The following is a 22,865-nucleotide window of genomic DNA, read 5'->3' on the forward strand; positions in this document are numbered from 1 at the left end:
AAATTATGGCAAAAGTTTATTATCAAGATTCTGTTGAAAAAAATGTACTAGAAGGAAAAACCATCGCAATCATTGGCTATGGATCCCAGGGTCATGCGCATGCACAAAATCTGCGCGATCAAGGGCATAGGGTCATCATCGGGCTTCGCGAAGGGAAATCCGCCCAAAGTGCACGTGAAGATGGTTTTGAGGTTTTGAGCGTGAGTGAGGCAACAAAAAAAGCAGATCTCATCATGCTTTTGGCTCCTGATGAACTCCAAGGAGAGATCTATCAAAAAGAAATCGCGCCCTCTTTGCAGCCAGGAAAGGCGCTAGTCTTTGCCCATGGGTTTAATATCCATTATGAAGTCATCAACCCGCCAAAGGATGTGGATGTGTTTTTGGTAGCACCCAAGGGACCCGGTCATTTGGTGCGCCGCACATTTACCGAGGGCTTTGGCGTGCCAGCACTTTTTGCCATCCATCAAGATGCTAGTGGCAATGCAAAATCCCTGGCACTATCTTATGCACAAGGCATTGGCGCTACTCGCGTGGGAGTTTTGGAAACAAGCTTTAAAGAAGAAACAGAAACCGATCTCTTTGGGGAGCAGGCAGTGCTCTGCGGTGGGGTCACTAAGCTCATGGAGGCGGGATTTGAGACATTGATCGAAGCGGGATATCAGCCAGAAATTGCTTATTTTGAGGTTTGTCATGAGCTAAAACTCATCGTAGATCTCATCTATGAGGGAGGCTTTCATGCCATGCGTGAGAGCATCTCCAATACCGCAGAATATGGAGACTATCTCTCAGGCAAACGCGTCATCACAAAAGACACCAAAGCGCATATGAAGGAGGTTTTACAAGACATCCAAAATGCAAAGTTTGCCAAGGGATTCATCGCAGATAACAAAGCAGGTTTCCCAGAATTTAAACAGATGCGCCAAGCTGAGGCAAATCATCCGATGCAAAAAGTCGGCACAATGCTGCGCGAAATGATGCCCTTTGTAAAAAGAAAATAGGAATCTTCATGGAGCTTGTTAGCAAAGCACAAATCCAAAAAGCCTATGAAGTCCTAGCTCCCATCATCACGCACACTCCCCTGCAATACGATCGCCATCTCTCAGAAAAATACCAGGCCACAATCCTGCTAAAACGTGAGGATTTGCAAAGGGTGCGATCTTTTAAATTGCGAGGGGCTTATTATGCGATTTCTCAAAAAAACCCAAAAGAGCTTCATAGGGGAGTGGTCTGTGCGAGCGCTGGCAATCACGCACAGGGGATTGCCTACACCTGTCATGAATTGGGCATTAAAGCAGTGATTTTCATGCCTAGCACCACTCCTGCTCAGAAGGTCGAGCAAGTGGCCTTTTTTGGTGGTAAAAATATAGAGATTCGATTGATAGGAGACACCTTTGATGCCTCAGCCAATCACGCCACTACCTATGCCCACACCCATCAGATGCCCTTCATCAATCCCTTTGATGATCCTGACATCATCGCAGGACAAGGCAGCATAGGCATAGAGATCGAAGAGGATCTAAAAAATCTAGGCTTGCAAGCAGACATGATCCTCTGTGCCATTGGAGGGGGAGGGCTCATTAGCGGAGTGGCAAGCTATTTCAAAAACACCACTCCAAGCACCAAAATCATCGGTGTGGAGCCAACTGGCGCAAGCTCCATGGCACTAGCATTTGAACACAATGAACCAACAGCATTGCCCTATGTGGACAAATTCGTAGATGGTGCAGCTGTGCAAAAGGTGGGAATTTTGAATTTTCATCACGCAAAGGCTTATGTGGATTCTCTCATCCATGTTGATGAGGGATTGGTTTGTCAGAGCATCCTAGAGCTTTATAACAAACAAGCCATCATAGCAGAGCCAGCGGGCGCGCTTAGTGTTGCAGCGCTAGAGACCTTGGGCAAAGAGATTTGTGGCAAAGTGGTGGTGTGCATTATTAGCGGAGGGAATAATGACATTCAAAGGATGGCAGAGATTGAGGAGCGCTCTTTAATCTATCAAGGATTAATGAATTATTTCCTCATCAATTTCCCCCAGCGCCCTGGCGCACTCAAGGAATTTGTCAATGAAGTGCTGGGTCCAAATGATGACATCACGCGCTTTGAATACACCAAAAAAGTCCATCGTGGCACGGGCCCCGTGATGCTAGGCATACTCTCCAAACACAAGCAAGACACCATCGGGCTCTTAGAGCGCATCCAAAATTTTGACCCCAGCTACATCGCACTCAAAGATCATCAAAGTCTCTACACACTCCTTGTGTAGATCCTAGTCTCATCAAAGGGGGAATGTTTTTTGCTTGGATTTTTGCGTTCTTTCAAGGAGCGCGGAATGCAAAATGGTTATTATAATGCTGTAGGTGGCATGGTGACACAATTCAATCGCTTGGATGCGATTTCTAATAATCTGGCCAATCTCAACACCAATGCCTTTAAGCGCGATGATGTTGTGATTGGGGATTATTTACGATTGTATGAGACTTACCAACAGGAATTACCCCTAAAAAACAACACAAAAGAAGCCGCAAAATTTATTAATCGTGCACTCGATCGTGTGCCCATTATCTCAGACTCTTATAGCGATCAGAGTCTTGGGGCAATGATGCAGACAGATAATCCCCTAGACTTTGCCCTCAGCAAAGAAAATCTCTACTTTGCCATCCAAACTCCTCAAGGGGTGCGATACACCAGGGACGGAAGCTTTGTTGTAGGGGAGGATGGCATGCTCTCTACCAAAGAGGGATATCATGTCCTAAGCCGCACGGGATTGGAGAATGAAGAAGGGATAGCCATCAATGTGCAATCCCAAATCGAAGCAGACAAGAATGGAAATATCTATTTTCGCGTGAGCGACAATGAGGCAGTGGGAGAAGCAGAACAAAACAATGCCATAGCAGTCGTGAGTTTTGTAAATCCCCGCCTACTCAAAAAAGAGGGCAAGAATCTCTACTCCTATCCCGAAGACAAAAAAAGCGATCGCCAAAATCTCGCAACTACAGAATCTGTGCGGCAGAGCTTTTTAGAAAAAAGCAATGTCAATGCCGTGATTGAGATGACCAATCTCATTGAAACCAACCGCCTAGTAGATATGTACTCCAAAGTACTCAAAACTCACATGGATGATCTTAATACCGAAGCCATCAGCAAGCTTGCCACAAGAGCATAATGCAAATCCCAAAACTCCTGGCAATTCTTGGGCCCACTGGTTGTGGCAAAAGTGACCTGGCCATAGAATTGGCACTGCGGCTGGATGCAGAGATTTTTTCTCTGGATTCTTTAAGCATTTATAAACACATCAACATTCTCTCAGCCAAACCCTCCCAGGTAGAACTTACAAAAGTGCATCATTATGGGATTGATATTCTAGAAATCTCCCAAGAAAACAATGCCATGCTCTTCAAAAAACTGCTTTTAGAAGCAATCAAAACCACAAAAAAGAAAATTTTAATCCTTGTAGGAGGCAGCAGCTTTTATCTCAAGGCCATTTGTGAGGGGTTAAGCATCCTGCCAAATATTACCAAAGAGATCCGCGAGCAAGTCTCTAGCATCCCCACTCCCTATGCCTTCTTGCAAAGTATCGACCCCATCTATGCTGCGCGCCTCAAACCCAAAGATCCTTATCGCATCACCAAAGCCCTAGAAATTTATTTTTCTTCAAAAATGATTCCTAGCGCATATTTTCAAGCACATCCCCCCCTGCCCTTTCCCTATAAGATAGAGCATTTTTGCATTGCCATCAAGCGAGAATTTTTGCGAGAAAAAATCACTCTGCGCACCCAAAAAATGCTAGATCTTGGCGGCATAGAAGAAATAGAAACTCTGCTTAGACTCTACCCCAAAAGCTCACAACCCTTTAGGGCGATCGGCCCAAAAGAGTGCATCGCCTATCTCAACAAAGAAATTAACAAAGAAGAATTAAAAACCCTCATCACCACCCACACCATGCAACTTGCCAAACGTCAACAGACCTTTAACCGCACCCAATTTTCCTCCATGACTTTTTTAGAAAAACCCCTGCTTTTTGATAAAATCCTAAAGCACTATGAAAACTCCAATCAAAGGTAAAATATGTATGCATTATTAAGCGTCAGCGATAAGGAAGGAATTGTAGAATTTGCAAAAGGGCTCATTGACCTAAATTATCAAATCCTTAGCACAGGTGGCACGCTAAAACTGCTCCAAAGCCATGGGGTTGAGGTCTTGGATGTAGCAGAATACACACAAAGTGAAGAAATGTTTGAGGGACGCGTGAAAACCCTGCATCCCAAAATCCATGGGGGCATCCTTTATCGAAGGGATAAAAGCGAGGATGTCGCCACTGCCAAGCAAAAAAACATCGCCCCTATTGATTTGGTTTGCGTCAATCTCTATCCCTTCAAAGCCACCACGCAAAGAACGCAAGATTTTGATGAAATCATAGAAAACATCGATATTGGTGGCCCCTCCATGCTGCGATCTGCTGCCAAAAACTACAAAAGCGTATTGGTAATCACAGACAAAAATGACTATGCAGAGATCTTGCAAAAATTACAAAGCAAGCAAAATACTCTAGAGTTGCGCACAAAAATGATGATCAAGGCCTTTGAGCATACTGCAGAATATGATAGCACCATCGCCAATTATATGAACAAGCGCTTGGAACAAGGCTTTGGGAATAGGATTTTTATCAGTGCAAAAAAGCTTTTCCAAACAAGATATGGGGAAAATCCTCATCAAAAAGGAGCATTTTATGAATTTGAGAATCATTTCAAAGAACATTTTAAAATCCTCAAAGGTGAGCCAAGCTTTAATAATATGACAGACATCAATGCAGCAATCAAGCTTGCCACAAGCTTTCAAGAACGTAAGGCAGTAAGCATCATCAAGCATGGAAATCCCTGTGGCTTTGCCATCAAAGAGAGCCTATTAGAAAGTTATAAACATGCACTATTATGCGATAGTTTGAGTGCCTATGGGGGTGTGGTGGCCATAAATGGCAAAGTAGATCTCACCCTCGCTCAAGAAATTTCTAAAACTTTTATTGAGGTGCTAGTGAGTGCAGATATCACTCAAGATGCCCTAGAGGTATTTGCGGCAAAAAAACGCATGAAAATTTTTACATATGGAGGGGAATTTTTACACAGACATAGCGATGCTTATGATTTTAAGCATATTGAGGGGGGATTGGTATATCAAGAAAATGATCAAGTATTGGCCACAGAAATCAAAAATGCCAAACAAATGGGCAAGGTGGGTGCAGACAAAAACAAAATACAAGACCTAGAGATTGCCTATATCATCGCAGCCATCACCAAATCTAATTGTGTAGCCTATGTGAAAGATAGCACCTTAGTAGCAATTGGAATGGGGATGACAAGCCGTGTGGATGCCTCACGTGCAGCCATTGTCAAGGCAGAAGAGATGGGCTTGAGCTTAGAGGGATCCGTGCTAGCCTCTGAAGCATTTTTTCCCTTCAAAGACAGTATAGAAATGGCTGCAAGCAAGGGTGTAGTAGCCATCATAGAGCCAGGAGGAAGCATTAGGGATGATGAGGTCATCGCCTGTGCAGATGCTCATAATATCGCTTTGTATTTCACGGGTGTGCGCCATTTTTATCACTGATTTGAGTATCACAAAAGCCTAATCAAAGCCTTTTGCTTTCCTATCAAAGAGATCCTCCAAAGCCTCTTTTGAGAGATCTTGTAAGATCTCTTTGGCAAATTCTTGAAATCCCAGCCATTGCTCTACCCTAGCAGCATTCCCATGAGGCACAAATATATCCTTGATTTCAAAGCTCTTTAGCTCTGTATTTAACCCATTTGCGTTCATGAATTCCAGCAAAGCACTGCCCACGCCACCAAGCAAATAGCTATCACTAAAAACATAGATTTTTTGATAATGAGAGAAAATCTCCTTCAATTTCAAATCCAGAGGTTTCACAAAGCGCAGATCCAATAGCCCCGCATTCAAACCAGATTCTCTCAATTCCCTTGCAACCCTCCAAGCCCTCCCCACTCCATTGCCATAACCTACAAGCAAAATCCCCTCTCCCTCATGCAAGACCTCACTCTGCCCCAGCACAAAAGGCATAGGAGCAAATTCCCCCTCCTCTAGCGCAAAACTTCCACGAGGAAAACGAAAGGCACATGGCGAAGCATCAAAATCCCTAGCAAATGCAACCGCATGAGACAAAGTCCCATGATCCCTAGGGGCAAACAATACCATGTTGGGAATTGTTCGCAAATAAGCAATATCCAATAGCCCTTGATGCGTCTCTCCATCTTCTCCCACAATCCCCGCGCGATCAATGGCAAATTTTACAGGCAATCCCATGATGCTTACATCATGAACAATCTGATCATAGGCGCGCTGCAGAAATGTCGAATAAATTGCCACAAAAGGCTTGAAACCCTCTTTTGCCATGGCAGCCATGGAGGTCACTGCATGTTGCTCTGCGATGGCCACATCCCAGAAGCGCTGTGGAAAATTTTCCATCAATAGCTCCATGCCTGTGCCACTGGGCATCGCGGCAGTTACCCCTACAATCTTTTCGTCATTTCTGGCAAGCTCTAATAATGCATTTGCAAACACCTGCGTGGGAGTCTGTTTCTTTGATTTTTTGAGACTCTCTCCTGTTTTGACATCAAAGGGCCCCACTCCATGCCATTTTTCAAAATGCCCCTCAGCGATCTGATATCCCTTGCCCTTGATGGTCTGGGCATGAATAATCACAGGGACTCGCATCTCTGCTGCCATCTTGAGTGTCTGGATAATAAGCTCTAAATCATGCCCATCAATGGGGCCGATGTAGTGAATCCCCATCTCTTCAAACAAAATTCCAGGGGTAATAAGCTTGAAAGATTCTTCAAAACGCCTGGCAAGATATGTCGCACTCTCAGGCATCTTGCCCAAAATCTTTTTAAGCTTGGCTTTGAATCCTTGATAAAAAGGGCTGCTCATAATACTAGAGAGATAACGACTGATTGCGCCAATAGGCTTTGCGATACTCATTTCATTATCATTCAAAATAATAATCATGGGATATTTGCGATCCCCTAGTTCATTAAGCGCTTCATAAACAAGCCCTGCACTCATGCTACCATCACCAATGAGTGCTAATGGCATGCCTTTTTGGCCAGAAAGCGCAAAAGCCTTTGCCACCCCTACTCCCAGAGAAATGGAAGTAGAGCTATGTCCTGCAATAAAATAATCATCTAAAGATTCTTGGGGATTGATAAATCCACTGATTCCCTGAAATTGACGCAGTGTAGAAAAGCTCTCCCAACGGCCTGTGAGAAGTTTGTGTGCATATGCTTGATGGCTTACATCATAGATGAAGGGATTTTTTCTGCAATCAAAAATATGATGCATCGCCACAATCAACTCCACCGCCCCCAGGGTCGAGCTTAGATGGCCACCATTATGACTCACCACCTCCAAGATTCTCGTGCGGATCTGCGCGCACACCTCCTGCAATTGTACAACATCCATTTCTTTGAGCGCAGGCAGAGGCGGGGGGAAATTCATGATTCTGGATTGTCTAATACATTTTGCTTTAATACTCGAAAGCGTGTCATCACATTGCCATCGATATTCCCAGCCTTAGAAGAGATTACCACTCCTCCTTTTGCGATGTTGTCATCTGCTTGTAGCTGGATATTTTTGAGATCCAGATTCTCCCGCAAATAGGGATAATCCAGCGTATTTACGCGCAACTCTACTTGCGTGATATCCTTCATACTTTCCATGAGATTATGGCAAAGGGAGAGGGCGATTTTTTGGTGATTTTCCTCAATTTCCTTGACAATCACCTCGCGCGCGATGTCTAGAGCAATCTGTGCTAAATCCTTCTCAAGCTCTTGAACCTTATTCTCAGAAAGCTTTAGAGATTTTTCCAGCGTGACCACAGCGTTGATGAGGGATTGACGCTCTTTTTGCACAGATTCTAGCATCTCTTGCCTAGCCTTCTCCTCTCCTTCTCGCAACCCCTCTTTGTATCCATCATTACGAGAAATTGCCACACGCTCCTCTAGATCGCTTTGCTGTTTTTCTACCTGCAACTGCATTTTGGCAAGCGAGGAGGCAAGCTCATCGGTTTTTTGGAGCAAGCGCTCAATAAGCTCTTTTTCAAAGCTATTTGCAGGCGTGCTTTGCATCTGCTGTGCCGGAGCAGCAGGGGAAGGAGTGATGTCATCTGTAGGCATTTCTTTGCCAATGGTTTTGAATTGGTATTTCTGGATATTGTGATTTTCCATTTTGGATTGATAAATTAGGTCTTGCTGACTGGAATCATTCGACAATATCATCTTCATCTCCTATTTGGATTAATCCTTGATCTGAGAGATTTTGTACAATCTCTACGATCTTTCTCTGCGCCGCCTCAATATCACGTACCTTGACAGCACCCAAAAACTGCATTTCCTCAACAAATTGCTCACTTGCCCTTGTGCTCATATTGTCCAAAAATCTTTGCTTCAGCTCATCTGGAGCAGTCTTGAGCGCAAGGGTGAGTTCGCGCTTGTCCACGACTTTCAAAATCTCGCGAATGGCATTTTTGTCAAGCTTGGTGATATCTTCAAAAGTAAACATCATTTCTTTAATCTCACTAGCAAGCTGGGGTTCGAGTTGCTCGATATAAGAAATCGTAGTTTTTGCAGCCTTTTGTCCCAGACGATTGAACATCTCTGCCACCGCGCGCGGCCCACCGACCTCAACCTTATAGCTGGTAAGAGATTCGAGTTTGCCCTCTAAGACTGTAGAGACTCTCTTGATGACTTGTGGAGGGATATCTCCTAGATTTGCCATGCGCACAGAAATTTTTGCCTTCATGTCATCCTGGAAATACCCCAGGGTCTCTGCAGCTGCCAAAGGTTCCATATGCGCTAGGATCAATGCAATGGTTTGAGGATGCTCATTGACAATAAAATCTGCGAGCTGCTGAGGGCGAACTTTTGAGAGATAGGAGAAATTTTTAGCAGACTGCATGGACTTACTAAGCTTTTCTAACACCTTCTTTGCTCCGTCTGTCCCAAGAGTGCGAATGAGCAACTCTTTAGCATATTCCAATCCACCATTATTGATATATTGATTGCTCTCTAATATCACATAAAATTCCTCCAAGACCTCTGCTCCGATAGCCTTGTCGGTGCCATTGAGCTGGATGATATGCTTGCTAATTTCTGAAATGCTCTCCACATCCAAATGTCGGAAAATCTCTGCTGTGAGATCTTCGCCAATCTGTATCAAAAGAATCGCAATCTTTTCTGCCATAGAAAACTCATCATATTGAGCCTTCTGTTTAGGATTTAAGTTCACTGCCATCTTCTCTCCTTGGACGGATTATTTCATATCTGGATTGATTTCATCTTTGATCAGCGTTTTAAATAGCATGGCAATTTCCTCGGGCTTCTTCTCGATGATGTTTTTTGTCTTTTCTAGCAAAACATCATACCGCACTTCCTCTTCATTGAAATTCTTGCCAATACCAAGCTGCTCTTCCACTCTCTTCCTCATTTCGCTAAATTTATTGACGTCCTCATCTTCGTCGTCAGTGGCCTCAAATAAAGACTCCACCTTCTCCTCTTCGTTGTTCTGTGTCTCTAGCATGCGCTCTGCAAAGGGAACGATGATCTTGCGATAAAAAATAAAAATAATGAGTGCCACAATGAGATATTTTAACAGCGGCGTAAAGGGCTTTAGATACATTTCCAATTTGCTAGCAAATCGATCCATCTTGCCCTCTGGCACAAAGGTCTGGCTCTTAGCATTAAATTCAAAATTACTCACTGTGACATCATCACCACGCTTTTGATTATAGCCAATGGCCTGTTTGACTAGGAGGTTGATTTTTTCCATTTCTGCTTCACTCAAAGGGACAAATTCCATATGCTCTAGCCCATCTTCTTTATTGAGCACGCGCTTATAGCGTCCATCCACCACGACCGCAGCAGAGAGCCTTGTGAGCACGCCAAATTCTCCCTTAATCTCATTGACAGTTTTTCCCACTTCATAATTTGTAGTATTTTGGGTTTTTTCGTATTTCTCTCTACCATTTTGGCTATCTAGGCCCTGCACAGGCCCAATGTTACTCACCGCCCCTGGTACACCGCCAATCTGCTTCTCTTGGGCCCCCTCTCTTTTTTCTTCCAAGTTTTGCTCGCTGCGCACAACATTATTGGGGTCATAGATCTCTTGCAGGCTCTTACGCTGGGAAAAGTCAAAATCTGCATTGACCTTAGCCACCACCTTATCCTCGCCACCCACTACTGGAGAGAGGATGTTCAAAATCTTTGCCTCCAAGGCACGTTCGATATTTTGCTTGTATTTCAATTGCGCAGCAGCCACTTCTTTGGAAGATGTGATCTCATCATCCTCTCCTAGCGGCTCACCATTCTGGCTTACCAATTTGACATTTTCCACCGTGAGATTGGGAATGGCTGCAGCCACGAGATTTTTGATTCCAAAGATCTGGGCGCTAGTTAGTGCTGCACCCTGTCTGATACCAAGCATGACCGAGGCTGTGGGAGGAGTTTGTTGGCTGACAAATACCGAGCTTTTTGGCATGGCAATCAATACATTTGCTTTTTGGATGGGAGCTAGGGATTCGATGGTACGGGAAAGCTCCCCTTCGATGGCACGCAGGAATTTGACACGATGCTCCTCATCTGTCATGCCAAAATCCTTGGTATCAAAAATCTCAAATCCCACCTTGCTATTTTTGGGGATCCCTTGAGAAGCAAGCTCAATGCGCTGCTCATAGACCTTGTCTCTGGGGATGAGAATCGTCTCTTCATTGGGGATTTTATAAGGGATTTGGTTTTGTTGAAGATGCTGGATGATGAGGGCATTATCTCCTGGGGTGAGTCCCTCAAAAAGTACTGAATAGCCATCGCTGCGGCTTTTTCCATTGGTGGCAAATACGATCAGAAACACAAAAAACGCAATGGCTGCAATCACGCCCCCAATCACGATAACGCGCTGCTTCTTGCTAAAGCGCTGGAAAAAATTTAATATTTGAGAAAAAACCGCCCTTAGATCCAAAAATTACCTCAGACAAAAATGTGTGCTATTTTACGATAAAAATGCTTGCAAAAAACTAAAAACCTTGAGATTTTGCTCCTCTGTGCCGATGGTGATTCTCACTGCATTCATCCCATAAGAGGCCAGATCTCTGATGATGATCCCTTTTTGCATGAAGGCCTCTGCAAGCGCGCTGCTATTTAGCCTTTTTCCCTCGCAAAAAAATACGATGAAATTGCTCCAAGAATCCAGATATTCAATACCATGAGCATCGGCAAAATCCTTGTATTTCTGCATTTCTGTGAAATTCTTTGCGATACATTCTCTCACAAATACCTCATCACCAAGTGCAGCACAGGCAGCCTCCAAGCTCAAAGTCCCCACATTAAAGGGCGGGCGCATCTTATAGAGCTGAGAAATCAAGGATTTTTCTGCGATGCCATATCCCATGCGCATCCCCCCTAATCCATAAGCCTTAGAAAAAGTCCGCAGCAAAATCACATTGCCAAAGCGCTCAAAAAGCTTGGGATCTAGTGCTTTTTTTGGATCCTTGTAGCTAGCATATTCCTGATAGGCTCCATCTAAAATCACCAAACACTCCTTATCAATGTTTTCCAAAAACTCCTCCACCGCCTTTGCATCTAGACACTCTCCTAGAGGATTATTGGGGGTGCACAAAAAAATAATCTCTGGTTTATGCGCAGCATAGAGGTCTAGAAATTCCTCCAAATCATGCTCATGGCTAGTAGTTTTTAGCACCTGGGCACCAACTTGCTTGGCATAGATCTCATACATCGCAAAGGTAATCCCTGCCATCAAAACCTTGCTTTTCTCATTGCATTTGGCGCGCACGCAAAACTCAAGGATCTGATCACTCCCCGCTCCGATGATGAGATTCTCTGGACTGATGTGAAATTTTTGTGAGAGCAAGGCTTTGAGCGCACTCATAGAATCATCAGGATAAAGATTAATGAAAGAGAGTTTTTTTTGCAATGCCTCTAATACGAGTTTTGAGCAGCCATAGGGATTTTCATTGCTGGCTAGCTTGATGACCTCTTGGGGTTTAATTCCATATTTTTCTACCACTTCCTCGATGGGGCGCCCAGCCTGATAGGTTTTTATGGCATTGAGACAAGGATTGAAATGCATGAGAAGCTCCTAAAATTCATAGATTTGTTTTTGCTTTTGCACAAAAAACACACCCTGCTTGTAACCTGCTTGATACGCAAGATCTAAGCAGATCTCATAGCCATAGCCAATATGCTCTATTTGATGAGCATCCGAACCAAAGGTGATCTCCACGCCTAGCTCATGGGCTAAGCGCAAAATCTCAAGGCTTGGGTATTGCTCTGCGATAGGTTTGCGAAGGCCCGAGGCATTGATCTCTAAGGCAAGCCCATTGGCAGCGATGGCATGCAAGGTAGAGGCAATCTTATCCCAAACTTCAGGGGGAGGCTGGTGATGGAAAACCTTTAGCAAATCCAAATGCCCCACCACCTGGAACAATCCGCTTTGAGCCATTTGCGCAATGGCATCCAAATACTCCTGCCAACACTGCAGCATGTCGCGCTTTTTGTACTCGCCCATAAATTCTGGATTATCAAAACCCCAATCACCCAAAAAATGCACCGAGCCAATCAGATAATCCAGCCTAGCAGAAAAAATCTCTTTTGGCACAAGCTCTTTTCGCGCTGGGAAAAAATCCACCTCCAAGCCCAGCAAAACCTCAATTTTACCTTGATATTTTTCTTTGAGCGCCAAGATCTCTGCGCAGTAATCTTGAAATTCACAAATCCCCATGCGATAATCCCTATCAAAATCCATAGGGTTGTGACAGGAAAAGCCAAACACATCAATCTTTTTAGCAATGGCTTTTTGTACATATTCTTCTGGGGTGCCGCTGGCATGTTTGCAGCGAGGGGTGTGATTGTGAAGATCAACTCGCATCATCTTTGTGCTAGCTCTTGCTTCAAAAACTCTTCGAGATTAAATTTTTTGCGATGATTTTGGGTGAAAAGGTGGATCATGATATCCCCTAAATCCACCACAATCCAATCTTCGCTCTCCTCATCCACAGAGTAAAAATGCTCCCCTCTTGGCTTGAGCTCGGTTTTAAGCAGGTCTAGCAAGGCATAGGTATGCCTCCCTGCCATGGATGTAGCAATAATGACATAATCTACGATATAGTCCTTTTCTCGCACATCAATGCATTCAATGTCTTCTGCCTTCTTGCTTCCAAGGATCTCTATGATAAAATCCAGTCTCTCTTGTCTCAAATTTGCTCCTTAAAATTTTCCAATACTTCTTGCAAGATCAAAGATGGAATCCACGCTCTCTCCAATCCCTTGCTCGCGCGAATCTGCGTGGAAGAAATGGGAACAGTGATATTTTTAAGGCAGATCTCCTGCCCCACTTTGGAGGGGAATTCAAACCCCTCGCGCCGCACCATAATAAATCGTACCTTTTTTTTGAGCTCATCAACTCTATGCCATTGATGCAATGTAGCAAAATTATCCTCACCCAAGATCACATCGATTTGGCTGGGCTTATAGCGATCTTCTAAATACTCTATAGTCTGTATGGTATAGGTAATCTTGTGAGTAATTTCATAATCACTCACCAATACCTTATCCCATTCTCCACAAATCTTCCTCATCCATTTGAGTCGAAGCTTCTCGCTGAAGATACAGGGGAATTTCAATGGATTGTGATAGGCCACCATCACGACGAGCAAATCCATGGGGATGGATTTGGACACCTCTTTGATAATCTCAATATGAGCAATATGCGGAGGATCAAAGCTCCCCCCATACAGGACTAAATGCATCAAAGATCTTTGGGGAAATGACCAGTTTGCGTGAGTTTGGAGAATTTCACTCCCTTGAGTCCAGCAATCTCCAAAGCAATCTGATGAATGTCTGCACTCTTGCCTCGGAAGATGATGGTCTCCAAGCAATTGTGATGATCTAAGTGGACATGCGTGGTACATAGAATCTCAGTATCTGCGCTATGCTGGATGTCAATCATGCGCTGATTGAGCTCCCTTTGGTGGTGATCATACACAATCACAAACACCGCCACCTTATCCTCGCTATTGTCATCTTTTTCCCAACTTTCCTGGACAATCTTCTCTCGAATCAAATCGCGTATCACCTCTGATCGAGAGGCATAACCTTGATTGGTGAGGCGAGCATCCAAATTGTCCAAGAGGTTTTTCTGCAGTGACACAGAAAAACGCATAAGGGAGTTTTTTTCCTTTTCCATAGTCCGCATTGAGAATCCTTTTTCTTTGAATTCTAGCAAAATTCAAGGAAAAAAACAGTCAAAATTACACAAAAATATGAAAAATGAAACCCATTTCTATGAAAATTTCACCACTGCTTTGCATATGCAAAATTCACGCGCCAGTCACCGCCCTGATGCAAACATGAGTCAGGAATAGACTACCTGCACACTAGGCGGGGTTGTTTGAGTCCAGCAATCTCCAATTATTGGCAAATTCACAGAGGCCAATACAAAAAGCATCAAATAGACCCAAAAAATACTCGCCGCCAATGCCAAAAACACACTAACAAAAAAAGCACTATCCAAAATGATTACCAGCTTTGGAGGGTCATGGAAATATTCCAAAGTCTTAGCACAAATTATGAGAAACTTTCCCAGAAATGTGCTAGAATTTAAGAAAAACGATGAAATAAAAACAATGAAAAAAATCAGGCACTTTTTTAGAAAATTCCATATTTATGCAAGCATATTTTTTCTTCCCATGGCGCTGCTTTATACCATCACTGGCATTTTGTACATCTCTGGAATCCGCCAAGACCACAATCTAGGGCAGCAGAAATTTAGTATCTTTGCCAAGGATCCCATACAAGATCTAAGAAGCTTTACTCTAGATTTTCTCAAAGAAAATCACCTAGCCATTCCCTCAGACACTGCGCTCAAAAAAGACTCTCGAGGCAAGGGTTTTGTGATGGGAAGTGCGGGATATTTCATCACCATTGAAAAGAAGGAAAAAAGCATCAATATAACCACCAATAAGCGCAGCTTTATTGGTAATAGCATCATGCTTCACAAAGCCAAGGTCGCAAAACCCTTTGTCATCTTTAGCATCGTTTTTAGCGCCATGCTCTTGCTCTTTTATTTCAGTGCCTTTGTCATGACTTCTTGGTGTTCTCAAAATCGCAAGGCCAGTTTATTATTTTTCTTACTGGGACTACTTACTACCATAACTACAGCGCTTGCGAGTCTTTAGGCTTGTGGGCGTGGAACCACTCCAAAAAATCTGCAAAATATTTTTCTTTTCCCACTTCGTTAAATACCTCATGACGACAATGGGCATAGAGCTTGAGATCCACATCCACAAACCCCTGATCACGCAGATGGTTATAGGCCTTTTTTACCCCCCTGCCAAAGGCACCACAAGCATCCTCCAACCCACTCATCATCAAGATAGGGAGTCTGGGACAGGGCAGAGGCTTAGGATAATCAGAAAAGACTCTATCTAACCCCTGGAAGAGATTGCCAAAGCTATTGAGCGTAAAGAGAAAATGCGCCTTCCTATCTTCATCATAGGCCTCCACCACAGAAATATCACTGCAGATCCAATGAGACTTACTATAGGGCTTGGTTTTCCTGAAATGTCTATTAAATTTTCCTAGAGAAAATCTAAAGATGAGCTGTTGTGCAAGGGCGGAGAGATCCCTTTTAAGATGAATCTTTTGCAGAGAAAAACAAAGCCTAGCGCCAAAAGAGGCAAGGAAAACTGGAGAGGGGCTGCCTGTGAGCACCAACATCGCGATGCTTGGCGCATAGATTTGTATATAGCGACGCGCTAGCAAGGATCCCATGCTATGGCCAATCATGATGACTTTGGCATTGGGATTCTCTTCATGGATGAGGTCATTTAGATTTTTCATGTCTTGCATAGCTTTTTCAAAGCCATCCCCTCCCATCTCTCCTAGATACACAGGCCCGCCGATACTCTCTCCATGCCCGCGATGATCATTGATATAGACACGAAAGCCCTCGCGTGTAAGGCTTTGGCATAGCCATACATAGCGTTTCCTATGCTCGATCATACCATGTGCGATCTGCACAACATAGCCATTGAAATGCTCTGGCTCATACACATCAAAAATAACATTTCCAAAATCACTTTGTAGTTTTCGCATCATCTCTCGCTTATGTTTGGGATTTTTTGGGTTTTTTGATCCCTAGCCTGGCTAGGGATTCTCCAGCTGCCCTGGATCATAGGATTCCAAAAAAATGGCCTGAGACTGGAGGTGAAAGACTCTTTGGGTGGTGTTTGGATTTTGGATAATATACAAAAAGACAGAATCCAGGGAGTTATTATAAGGAGTGGCGGGGAGGTCTTGGAATGCCCCACTCTCATATCTACGCACAAGAATCGCCCTCCCCAAGCTATCAAAAACACTAAAATTACAGATGCCCTTGAAACATTTGGCATTCAAGATCATAGGCTTTTGATTGGCGCGCTTTAAGAGAAAATTCCTCTGTGAAAAATCTTTGACCTGCACTGCGAGGGCATTTTTTGGAGTTTTTGGTCCCTTAGGGCGGCAAGCCTCCAAAAATAACACCATGACAATGAGCACGATGCTTGTAAAAAAACCTCTCATTCCCATCCTTACGACTGACTTTGGAATTCTACAAGAAATTCTTGTTTTTTTGGAAATGACAACATTTTGCTAGAAAATTTAGTAAAAAGTGCAGCTCAAATCTCGCAGTTTGCAAAAATCCCTGCACAAAAAACCAAAAATCAAATAGGCATCAAAATCGATGATAGATAGATAGGGCCATATAATTATCAACCGCGCCATTCTCAAGCGTTCTGCTATCCACATCCACACTCACGACTGTATTGGGATTGTAGCGTCTGGCAAAGAGATAAGAAAGCCCATATCCCAACAAGGCCCCAGCAATCACCTGGGTGATGGTGTGACGCCTAGCATATATGCGCGAAATCCCAACAAGTCCTGCAAGTATTGTCACTGGCACACCCAGCTTCCAGCCATAGCGTCTCTGCATGAAGCCTGCTGCAGAAAATGCTGAGGCAGTATGACCTGAGGGGAACCCATTATAACCTGTGCCATCTGGTCTCTTGCTAATCGCAGCCCAGTCAGGATGCGTTTTAGCGATGGCTGCAAATGCAAGTTTGCTTGCATAAGTCACCACCAAGGTGCTTCCCACGCCGATTGCAAGATAGCCCAAACCTTTGTAATCCCTGATTGCAAGAGAATAGGACGCTGCAAGAACAGGCAAAAACTGAAAAATATCTCCATAAATCTGAAATGCTGATTCTTCTTTAGCGCGGATGGTATTTGGCACCAATAAACAAAACACAAGGCAGAGGATGCAAAAATGTTTCTTTGTGATTTTCATAATGGGAAACCTCAAGAATCTCAGGAAAGTGGTATGCCCAGAGGGATTCAAACCCCCGACCTACAGGACCGCAACCTGTTGCTCTATTCAGCTGAGCTATGGACACATCTCATGTTGTAGAGCGCAATTGTAGCCAAAAAAACTTTAAATTTATTTGAAAATTTGAAAAAATATCATAGAATTCCAAGGCAAGATTTTCTTGCTAAATTTTTAGAAAGTGGGTGATTTTATGCCTGGGATCAAAGTTCGCGAGAATGAATCATTTGATGAAGCATATCGCAAGTTCAAAAAGCAAACCGATCGCAATCTTGTAGCCACAGAATGTCGCGCAAGAAGATTTTTTGAATCCGCAACCGAAAGACGCAAAAAACAAAAAATCAATGCGAAGAAAAAAATGCTCAAAAGACTCTATATACTTCGCAGATACGAATCTAGGTTGTAACCTATCATATTTATTTTAATTGGGGCTAAGGCCCCGTGCCACACTATAAATTATTTCTAGTTATTTTTGGAGGTTTTGTCGATGCAATTTAGTGGAAAAAATGTCCTAATTACTGGGGCAAGCAAGTCAATTGGAGCGGATATTGCTAGAGTACTTGCAGGATATGGAATCAAAGTATGGATCAATTATCGGAGCAAACCAGAGCTTGCAGAAAATCTCAAAAGAGAGATTGAGGCAGATGGCGGCAGAGCAGCGCTAATTCCATTTGATGCCACGGATGAGACAACATTCACAGAGGCCATAAAAATTATTCTTGAGAGTGATGGTGAATTGGCCTATCTTGTCAACAATGCTGGGATTACCAACGACAAATTAGCCCTAAGGATGAAAACAGAGGAATTTATGGGAGTAATTGATGCCAATCTAAAATCTTGCTTTTTGGGATGCAGAGAAGCTTTGAAAATCATGAGCAAGCAGAGAATGGGAAGTGTAGTTAATATTGCTTCAATCATCGGAGAAAGAGGTAACGCGGGACAAACAAACTATGCGGCGAGCAAGGGCGGGATGATTGCCATGAGCAAGTCTTTTGCTTATGAAGGAGCGCCAAGAAATGTGCGCTTTAATTGCGTCACTCCAGGGTTTGTGCAGACAGACATGACAGATGGACTCAGCGAAGAAATCAAAGACACCTACAAAAAAAGCATTCCACTTGGGCGCATGGCAAGCGGAAGGGAGATCGCCAATGCTGTGGCATTTTTGCTGAGTGATAACGCTAGCTATATCACCGGGGAAGTATTAAAGGTAAATGGTGGACTTTATATGTAATTTCATCATAGGGGATGGAGTGACAAAAGATCCATCACCTCTTGTTTGAATTTCACAGCATTCAATAAAAAATAACAGAACACTAAGCAGCAAGATACCACCTCCCAGAACCCACAAAAAACAAATCTGCAAGAAAGACAAAAATGCAAATAAGGAATTCCTTAAGAAATAAAAAATTCTTCCGACCCTATTGCCAGCACTCTTGCATTTTCCCTTGCTTAGCTTTGTAAATATACAAGACACGAACAAGAGCTTCTCTTATACACAAACTCACTCTCTTTCAATACCCCATTGGTGGTATAATGGAATCTATTTTTCCTAGATTCAAGGGCATTTTATGATCACTTTTTCTCACATACCACTAGAGGATTTCCTCGCTCCTCACAATCCAAAAGCACCCCAAAAGCAAACCATAGAGGATTTTGAAAAAGAACTAAAAACCTTCCTAGAAAAGGCACAAACTAGAGAGGATGAAGAATACCAAAAAAATGAAATCAATAAATTCCTAAACAAAGTCTATGGATATGACTGCAATACCAAGGGGAATATTGATAGCGCAATCTATGTCGATAATGAAGCCCAGGTCTTAATTGAAGTCAAGGCGCTCAAAAATAAAGCAGAATTTCCCAAAGATAAAGAAAACCCCCTAAGCAAAGCCCTTTGTGAGGGGATTCTCTATTTTTTAAGAGAAAGAGAAAAACATAACAACAACTCCATCAGGCACATCATCCTCTGCAACCCTTGTGAATTCTATGTCTTTGATGCCAGGAGATTTCATGTCTTCCTCAAAGATGCAAAAATCAAAAAGCTCTATGAGAACTGCGAGCACAAAAATGGCACAGACTCCTCGACGCAGAAATTCTACGCAGACCTAGAAAAAACCCTGAAAGAAGACTTTAAAGGCGAGCTTGCCTTTACCTATTTCGCACTAAAAGATGATTTCACCACAGAGGGGCTCTCCCTCATCTACCAGCTTCTAAGCCCGGAGGTGCTTCTCAAAGCAAGAAAGACGCTGGACGCCAATACACTCAATCAAGGCTTTTATGAAGAGCTGCTCTATCTCTTGGGGCTAGAAGAGATTAGCGAGGGTGGCAAGATCCTCATCAAGCCTAGCAAAGTAGAAAACACCCTCTCAAATGCCATCACCAAGGCCTATGAGCTCAACGAGGAAGAGATCTTCACACTTCTCACCACTTGGAATAATCGCATTTTATTTCTTAGGCTTTTAGAATCCATGCTTTTAGGATTTAAGCATATTCATAAGCCATTTTTGGATGCCTCCATTATCAAAGACTTTGGCACCCTGCAAAATCTCTTTTTTGAAGTGCTGGCTAAAGAGCCTGATGCCCGCTCCCCCTCGCTCATCCCTGAATTTGCCGCCATCCCCTATCTCAATTCCAGCCTCTTTGATCGCATTTCTTTGGAGAGAGAGGGCAAGATGATCGGAGGGCTCTATCCCAGTGAGCTGGTTTTATTCCCCCAATCCATCCTCAAAAAAGACAAAAGATTAAAAGACACGCACTCCCTCCCCTGGCTTGCCTATCTCTTTGAGTTTTTGCATGCCTATGACTTCACCACCACAGCCAAAGACATCACAGAGGGAGTCAAACAAAACCATGACAGGCTTATCAACTCAGCCGTCCTAGGCCTAGTCTTTGAAAAGCTCAATGGCTACAAAGAAGGATCCTTCTATACCCCAAGCTTTATCACTAGCTATATGTGCAAAGAAGTCATCACACAAGCACTCCTTGATAAACTCAACTCTACTTATTCTTGGAAATGCAAAAACTTAAAGGAGCTTAGAGAGGAGATGGGAATCAAAGGATTTCGTGAGCATAAAGAAGAGTTTTTTCAAACTTTTCTCTCTCTAAAGATCTGTGATCCTGCTGTGGGAAGTGGGCATTTCCTAGTCTCAGCACTCAATGAGATGATACAAATCGCCTACACACTCAAACTCATTCCCGCGCTCTATGAATCCACCCTAGAGCTAGAAAATGATGAAATCCTTATCAAAACTAACAATGAGCTCCATCAATACACCAAACCCAGCTCTCCTATCCAAAAATCTCATCAAATCCAAGTCGAACTCTTTACTCTCAAAAAACAAATCATTGAAAACTGCCTCTTTGGTGTGGATATCAATCCCAACTCCTGTGAGATCACAAAGCTAAGGCTCTGGATAGAACTGCTCAAATATAGCCACTATCTCTTTGATGCAGAGGGAAAAAACACAGGCACACTAGAAACCCTGCCCAATATTGACATCAATATCAAATGCGGGAATTCTCTCATCTCTTATTTCCCTCTAGATTCCAAACTTTCCATAGGCCAGACTCTAAGCTTTTCCAAAAATCTCAAAACCCAAATCCAAAGCTACAAAGATTCTGTAATGCTTTATAAAGAAGGCCTAGGAGAAAAGAATAAAATCCTGCAAGATATCACAAATATCCAATCCCTCCTCATCTCCTATCTCATCGAGCAAAAGCCTGAAAAACTTGAGCTTTTAAAAATGCTAGAGAGCTTTGTGGAGGATTATGGCGACTCTAGCTTTGATATAAGCAGTGACTTTGGCATGGAGATGCTAAGGCTTATAAGAAGCAAAAATTTTAGATTTACCCCTACACTCACAAGCCTAGAGCCAGCCCCCATAGATTCAAGGGCAGAGAAACTACTAGCTAGAATCAAAGAATGCTATGAAGTACTAGAGAATCTTAAAACTTCCCATGCCTTTGAGTGGCGCTTTGCATTCCCTGAAGTGCTAGATGAGGAGGGGAATTTCCTAGGCTTTGATGCTGTGATTGGCAACCCGCCGTATATCCGCCAAGAACTCATAAAAGATCTCAAACCTCATCTTTCCAAAAATTATAAGATCTATAAGGGCACCAGTGACATCTATACCTATTTTTTTGAAAGAGGGGCAAGCTTGCTGAGAAAAAATGAAAACGCAATCCTCTCTTTTATCACCAGCAATAAATGGGCAAGAGCTGGCTATGGAGAACTCTTAAGAAAATGGATCCTTGAGCAAATGACCCTAAAAACTTATATTGACTTCAATGGAGAAAAAATCTTTGAAAGTGCTAGCGTAGATACTTCCATCACCACACTCATCAATGCTAAATCAGAAAAAAATCATATGCTAAGCTTTCTAGCCTGTGACTCTCTAGACAAACTTCATCCTAAAAACTTCCAATCCCTCTGTATAAATTCCCTAAGTAGTGAGAGCTTTAGCTTCCAAGATCCCAAAAGTCTGGCCATCAAAGCAAAGATGGAGAGCATCGGCACACCGCTAAAGGATTGGGATATTTCTATCAATTATGGAATCAAAACAGGCTATAATGAAGCCTTTATCATCACTACAGAAAAAAGAGGGGAGATTTTAGGGGCTTGTGATGATAGTGAGAAGAGCCATATCAATGGCTTGAGTGAAAGAGAGCGCACAAGGGAATTAATCAAACCGATTTTGCGCGGGAGAGATATTAAGCGATATGGCTATGAATGGGCGGGGTTGTGGCTCATTAATACCCACAATGGTTATATAGACAATTCGTCTCTTGGCGGCTTTTGCGGGAGCTTGCATTTGTCTCACTGCGAAGCACAGACAAGTGCGTCTCATTCCTCAAATCCTACGCAACCCACAAAATCCACTCAAGATACTAGAATTGCAAATGCTTCCGCCAAAGAATCTCAAAAAATTAAAATTCCACCAATAGATATTAATCAATATCCAGCACTCAAAGCCCATCTTGATTTGCATTGGGATAAAATTGCAAAGCGTCTTGATAAGGGAATAACTCCCTATAATCTTAGAAATTGTGCGTATTTACCCGAATTTGCCAAACCTAAAATTGTCTATAGCGAAATCGTGCGTGAGCCACAATTTTATTTAGACAATGGCGAATTTAAGTTTGGAGCTTTCTATGCAGAGGCGACAAGCTTTATTTTGAGTGGAAATGAGAGTTTTGAGAGTTCTTTAGAATATCTTTTAGGGATTTTGCATTCCAAACTTGCTACTTTTGCATTTAAGAGTTTTTATGCAGGAGGAGGATTAGGTGAGAGTGGCTATCGCTACAAAAAGGCATTTTTAGAGCGGCTTCCCATCCCAAAGATTAGCAAGAGTCAAGAATATGATTTTGTAGAACTTGTCAAAGAAATAATACAAATCAAGCAAGATGCGGCAGGAGACACACAAAATAACCAAATG

The 22,865-nt window shown here is 43.0% G+C and carries 20 protein-coding genes, 1 tRNA gene and 1 pseudogene; 9 read left to right on the plus strand and 13 right to left on the minus strand.

All coding sequences use genetic code 11. From position 1 onward, the window contains the following. Nucleotides 1–2: 2 nt before the first annotated feature. The 5 genes from ilvC to purH all read left to right on the plus strand — a co-directional run bounded on the left by ilvC (nucleotide 3) and on the right by purH (nucleotide 5,598). Nucleotides 3–998, plus strand: coding sequence for a ketol-acid reductoisomerase (gene ilvC, locus DQN48_RS06205; protein ID WP_373973440.1), 996 nt, complete (start codon nucleotides 3–5; stop codon nucleotides 996–998). Between the two features lie 8 nt (nucleotides 999–1,006). After that, a complete protein-coding gene (gene ilvA / locus DQN48_RS06210; RefSeq protein WP_013023504.1) occupies nucleotides 1,007–2,263 on the plus strand; it encodes a threonine ammonia-lyase IlvA in 1,257 nt (418 codons plus the stop codon). A gap of 66 nt (nucleotides 2,264–2,329) precedes the next feature. Further along, entirely contained in the window at nucleotides 2,330–3,163 is an 834-nt protein-coding gene (locus DQN48_RS06215) for a flagellar hook-basal body protein (RefSeq protein ID WP_041913381.1), read from the plus strand. After that, nucleotides 3,163–4,062 carry a tRNA (adenosine(37)-N6)-dimethylallyltransferase MiaA gene (miaA, locus tag DQN48_RS06220; RefSeq protein ID WP_013023506.1) on the plus strand — a complete coding sequence of 300 codons (900 nt, stop codon included), beginning with the start codon at nucleotides 3,163–3,165 and terminating at the stop codon, nucleotides 4,060–4,062. Before DQN48_RS06215 ends, miaA begins: the two co-directional genes overlap by 1 nt. A 3-nt stretch (nucleotides 4,063–4,065) precedes the next feature. Continuing rightward, complete coding sequence (gene purH, locus DQN48_RS06225) at nucleotides 4,066–5,598, plus strand: bifunctional phosphoribosylaminoimidazolecarboxamide formyltransferase/IMP cyclohydrolase (RefSeq protein ID WP_013023507.1); 1,533 nt, start codon at nucleotides 4,066–4,068, stop codon at nucleotides 5,596–5,598. 18 nt (nucleotides 5,599–5,616) lie between these two features. Here purH and dxs read toward each other — a convergent pair whose 3' ends face one another. The 9 genes from dxs to nikR are packed head-to-tail and all read right to left on the minus strand — an operon-like array spanning nucleotide 5,617 to nucleotide 14,268. Then, nucleotides 5,617–7,503, minus strand: a complete 1,887-nt coding sequence (gene dxs, locus DQN48_RS06230; protein ID WP_013023508.1) for a 1-deoxy-D-xylulose-5-phosphate synthase — start codon at nucleotides 7,501–7,503, stop codon at nucleotides 5,617–5,619. Further along, nucleotides 7,500–8,282 carry a flagellar assembly protein FliH gene (gene fliH / locus DQN48_RS06235; RefSeq protein WP_013023509.1) on the minus strand — a complete coding sequence of 261 codons (783 nt, stop codon included), beginning with the start codon at nucleotides 8,280–8,282 and terminating at the stop codon, nucleotides 7,500–7,502. Before fliH ends, dxs begins: the two co-directional genes overlap by 4 nt. Next, the gene (gene fliG / locus DQN48_RS06240) at nucleotides 8,266–9,297 is read right to left on the minus strand and encodes a flagellar motor switch protein FliG (RefSeq protein WP_013023510.1); all 1,032 of its coding nucleotides are present in this window, start codon (nucleotides 9,295–9,297) and stop codon (nucleotides 8,266–8,268) included. Before fliG ends, fliH begins: the two co-directional genes overlap by 17 nt. An 18-nt stretch (nucleotides 9,298–9,315) precedes the next feature. Continuing rightward, the gene (fliF, locus tag DQN48_RS06245) at nucleotides 9,316–11,016 is read right to left on the minus strand and encodes a flagellar basal-body MS-ring/collar protein FliF (protein WP_013023511.1); all 1,701 of its coding nucleotides are present in this window, start codon (nucleotides 11,014–11,016) and stop codon (nucleotides 9,316–9,318) included. Between the two features lie 30 nt (nucleotides 11,017–11,046). Then, nucleotides 11,047–12,144 (minus strand): histidinol-phosphate transaminase, encoded by a 1,098-nt coding sequence (gene hisC / locus DQN48_RS06250; protein ID WP_013023512.1) that lies wholly within the window; start codon nucleotides 12,142–12,144, stop codon nucleotides 11,047–11,049. Nucleotides 12,145–12,153: 9 nt separating this feature from the next. Continuing rightward, on the minus strand, nucleotides 12,154–12,945 hold the full coding sequence (locus DQN48_RS06255) for a histidinol-phosphatase (protein ID WP_013023513.1): 792 nt from the start codon (nucleotides 12,943–12,945) through the stop codon (nucleotides 12,154–12,156). Next, nucleotides 12,942–13,271 (minus strand): ribosome silencing factor, encoded by a 330-nt coding sequence (gene rsfS / locus DQN48_RS06260; protein WP_013023514.1) that lies wholly within the window; start codon nucleotides 13,269–13,271, stop codon nucleotides 12,942–12,944. The genes DQN48_RS06255 and rsfS overlap by 4 nt, the downstream gene beginning before the upstream one ends. Further along, a complete protein-coding gene (gene nadD / locus DQN48_RS06265; protein ID WP_013023515.1) occupies nucleotides 13,268–13,822 on the minus strand; it encodes a nicotinate (nicotinamide) nucleotide adenylyltransferase in 555 nt (184 codons plus the stop codon). The genes rsfS and nadD overlap by 4 nt, the downstream gene beginning before the upstream one ends. Then, on the minus strand, nucleotides 13,822–14,268 hold the full coding sequence (gene nikR / locus DQN48_RS06270; RefSeq protein WP_013023516.1) for a nickel-responsive transcriptional regulator NikR: 447 nt from the start codon (nucleotides 14,266–14,268) through the stop codon (nucleotides 13,822–13,824). The genes nadD and nikR overlap by 1 nt, the downstream gene beginning before the upstream one ends. Before the next feature lie 493 nt (nucleotides 14,269–14,761). Between nikR and DQN48_RS06280 the strand changes: the two genes are divergently transcribed. Beyond that, the gene (locus DQN48_RS06280) at nucleotides 14,762–15,250 is read left to right on the plus strand and encodes a hypothetical protein (protein WP_148213332.1); all 489 of its coding nucleotides are present in this window, start codon (nucleotides 14,762–14,764) and stop codon (nucleotides 15,248–15,250) included. Here the strand turns inward: DQN48_RS06280 and DQN48_RS06285 are convergent. The 4 genes from DQN48_RS06285 to DQN48_RS06300 all read right to left on the minus strand — a co-directional run bounded on the left by DQN48_RS06285 (nucleotide 15,228) and on the right by DQN48_RS06300 (nucleotide 17,503). Beyond that, the gene (locus DQN48_RS06285; RefSeq protein ID WP_013023518.1) at nucleotides 15,228–16,172 is read right to left on the minus strand and encodes an alpha/beta fold hydrolase; all 945 of its coding nucleotides are present in this window, start codon (nucleotides 16,170–16,172) and stop codon (nucleotides 15,228–15,230) included. The two genes, DQN48_RS06280 and DQN48_RS06285, sit on opposite strands and share 23 nt — an antisense overlap. A 48-nt stretch (nucleotides 16,173–16,220) precedes the next feature. Then, a complete protein-coding gene (locus DQN48_RS06290; protein ID WP_013023519.1) occupies nucleotides 16,221–16,634 on the minus strand; it encodes a hypothetical protein in 414 nt (137 codons plus the stop codon). A 151-nt stretch (nucleotides 16,635–16,785) separates the two neighbouring features. Further along, on the minus strand, nucleotides 16,786–17,397 hold the full coding sequence (locus DQN48_RS06295) for a phosphatase PAP2 family protein (protein WP_013023520.1): 612 nt from the start codon (nucleotides 17,395–17,397) through the stop codon (nucleotides 16,786–16,788). Nucleotides 17,398–17,426: 29 nt separating this feature from the next. Then, nucleotides 17,427–17,503, minus strand: a tRNA-Arg gene (locus tag DQN48_RS06300). Between the two features lie 123 nt (nucleotides 17,504–17,626). Here DQN48_RS06300 and rpsU point away from each other — a divergent pair. The 3 genes and pseudogenes from rpsU to DQN48_RS06315 form a co-directional block, all read left to right on the plus strand. Beyond that, the gene (gene rpsU, locus DQN48_RS06305; RefSeq protein WP_013023521.1) at nucleotides 17,627–17,839 is read left to right on the plus strand and encodes a 30S ribosomal protein S21; all 213 of its coding nucleotides are present in this window, start codon (nucleotides 17,627–17,629) and stop codon (nucleotides 17,837–17,839) included. Between the two features lie 81 nt (nucleotides 17,840–17,920). Further along, the gene (gene fabG / locus DQN48_RS06310; protein WP_013023522.1) at nucleotides 17,921–18,664 is read left to right on the plus strand and encodes a 3-oxoacyl-ACP reductase FabG; all 744 of its coding nucleotides are present in this window, start codon (nucleotides 17,921–17,923) and stop codon (nucleotides 18,662–18,664) included. 337 nt (nucleotides 18,665–19,001) lie between these two features. Beyond that, nucleotides 19,002–22,524, plus strand: a pseudogene (locus tag DQN48_RS06315) (DUF7149 domain-containing protein); the annotation flags it as partial. Nucleotides 22,525–22,865 lie beyond the last annotated feature (341 nt).

It is taken from the genome of Helicobacter mustelae, from assembly GCF_900476215.1.
In the GTDB taxonomy this organism is placed as follows: domain Bacteria; phylum Campylobacterota; class Campylobacteria; order Campylobacterales; family Helicobacteraceae; genus Helicobacter_H; species Helicobacter_H mustelae.

What these genes read in the sequence shown, in the direction of transcription:
- ilvA (WP_013023504.1), top strand. Translation starts at nt 1,007, where the DNA reads ATGGAGCTTGTTAGCAAAGCACAAATCCAAAAAGCCTATGAAGTCCTA.
- DQN48_RS06215 (WP_041913381.1), top strand. Translation starts at nt 2,330, where the DNA reads ATGCAAAATGGTTATTATAATGCTGTAGGTGGCATGGTGACACAATTC.
- miaA (WP_013023506.1), top strand. Translation starts at nt 3,163, where the DNA reads ATGCAAATCCCAAAACTCCTGGCAATTCTTGGGCCCACTGGTTGTGGC.
- purH (WP_013023507.1), top strand. Translation starts at nt 4,066, where the DNA reads ATGTATGCATTATTAAGCGTCAGCGATAAGGAAGGAATTGTAGAATTT.
- dxs (WP_013023508.1), bottom strand. Translation starts at nt 7,503, where the DNA reads ATGAATTTCCCCCCGCCTCTGCCTGCGCTCAAAGAAATGGATGTTGTA.
- fliH (WP_013023509.1), bottom strand. Translation starts at nt 8,282, where the DNA reads ATGATATTGTCGAATGATTCCAGTCAGCAAGACCTAATTTATCAATCC.
- fliG (WP_013023510.1), bottom strand. Translation starts at nt 9,297, where the DNA reads ATGGCAGTGAACTTAAATCCTAAACAGAAGGCTCAATATGATGAGTTT.
- hisC (WP_013023512.1), bottom strand. Translation starts at nt 12,144, where the DNA reads ATGCATTTCAATCCTTGTCTCAATGCCATAAAAACCTATCAGGCTGGG.
- DQN48_RS06255 (WP_013023513.1), bottom strand. Translation starts at nt 12,945, where the DNA reads ATGATGCGAGTTGATCTTCACAATCACACCCCTCGCTGCAAACATGCC.
- nadD (WP_013023515.1), bottom strand. Translation starts at nt 13,822, where the DNA reads ATGCATTTAGTCCTGTATGGGGGGAGCTTTGATCCTCCGCATATTGCT.
- nikR (WP_013023516.1), bottom strand. Translation starts at nt 14,268, where the DNA reads ATGCGGACTATGGAAAAGGAAAAAAACTCCCTTATGCGTTTTTCTGTG.
- DQN48_RS06280 (WP_148213332.1), top strand. Translation starts at nt 14,762, where the DNA reads ATGGCGCTGCTTTATACCATCACTGGCATTTTGTACATCTCTGGAATC.
- DQN48_RS06285 (WP_013023518.1), bottom strand. Translation starts at nt 16,172, where the DNA reads ATGATGCGAAAACTACAAAGTGATTTTGGAAATGTTATTTTTGATGTG.
- DQN48_RS06290 (WP_013023519.1), bottom strand. Translation starts at nt 16,634, where the DNA reads ATGAGAGGTTTTTTTACAAGCATCGTGCTCATTGTCATGGTGTTATTT.
- DQN48_RS06295 (WP_013023520.1), bottom strand. Translation starts at nt 17,397, where the DNA reads ATGAAAATCACAAAGAAACATTTTTGCATCCTCTGCCTTGTGTTTTGT.
- rpsU (WP_013023521.1), top strand. Translation starts at nt 17,627, where the DNA reads ATGCCTGGGATCAAAGTTCGCGAGAATGAATCATTTGATGAAGCATAT.
- fabG (WP_013023522.1), top strand. Translation starts at nt 17,921, where the DNA reads ATGCAATTTAGTGGAAAAAATGTCCTAATTACTGGGGCAAGCAAGTCA.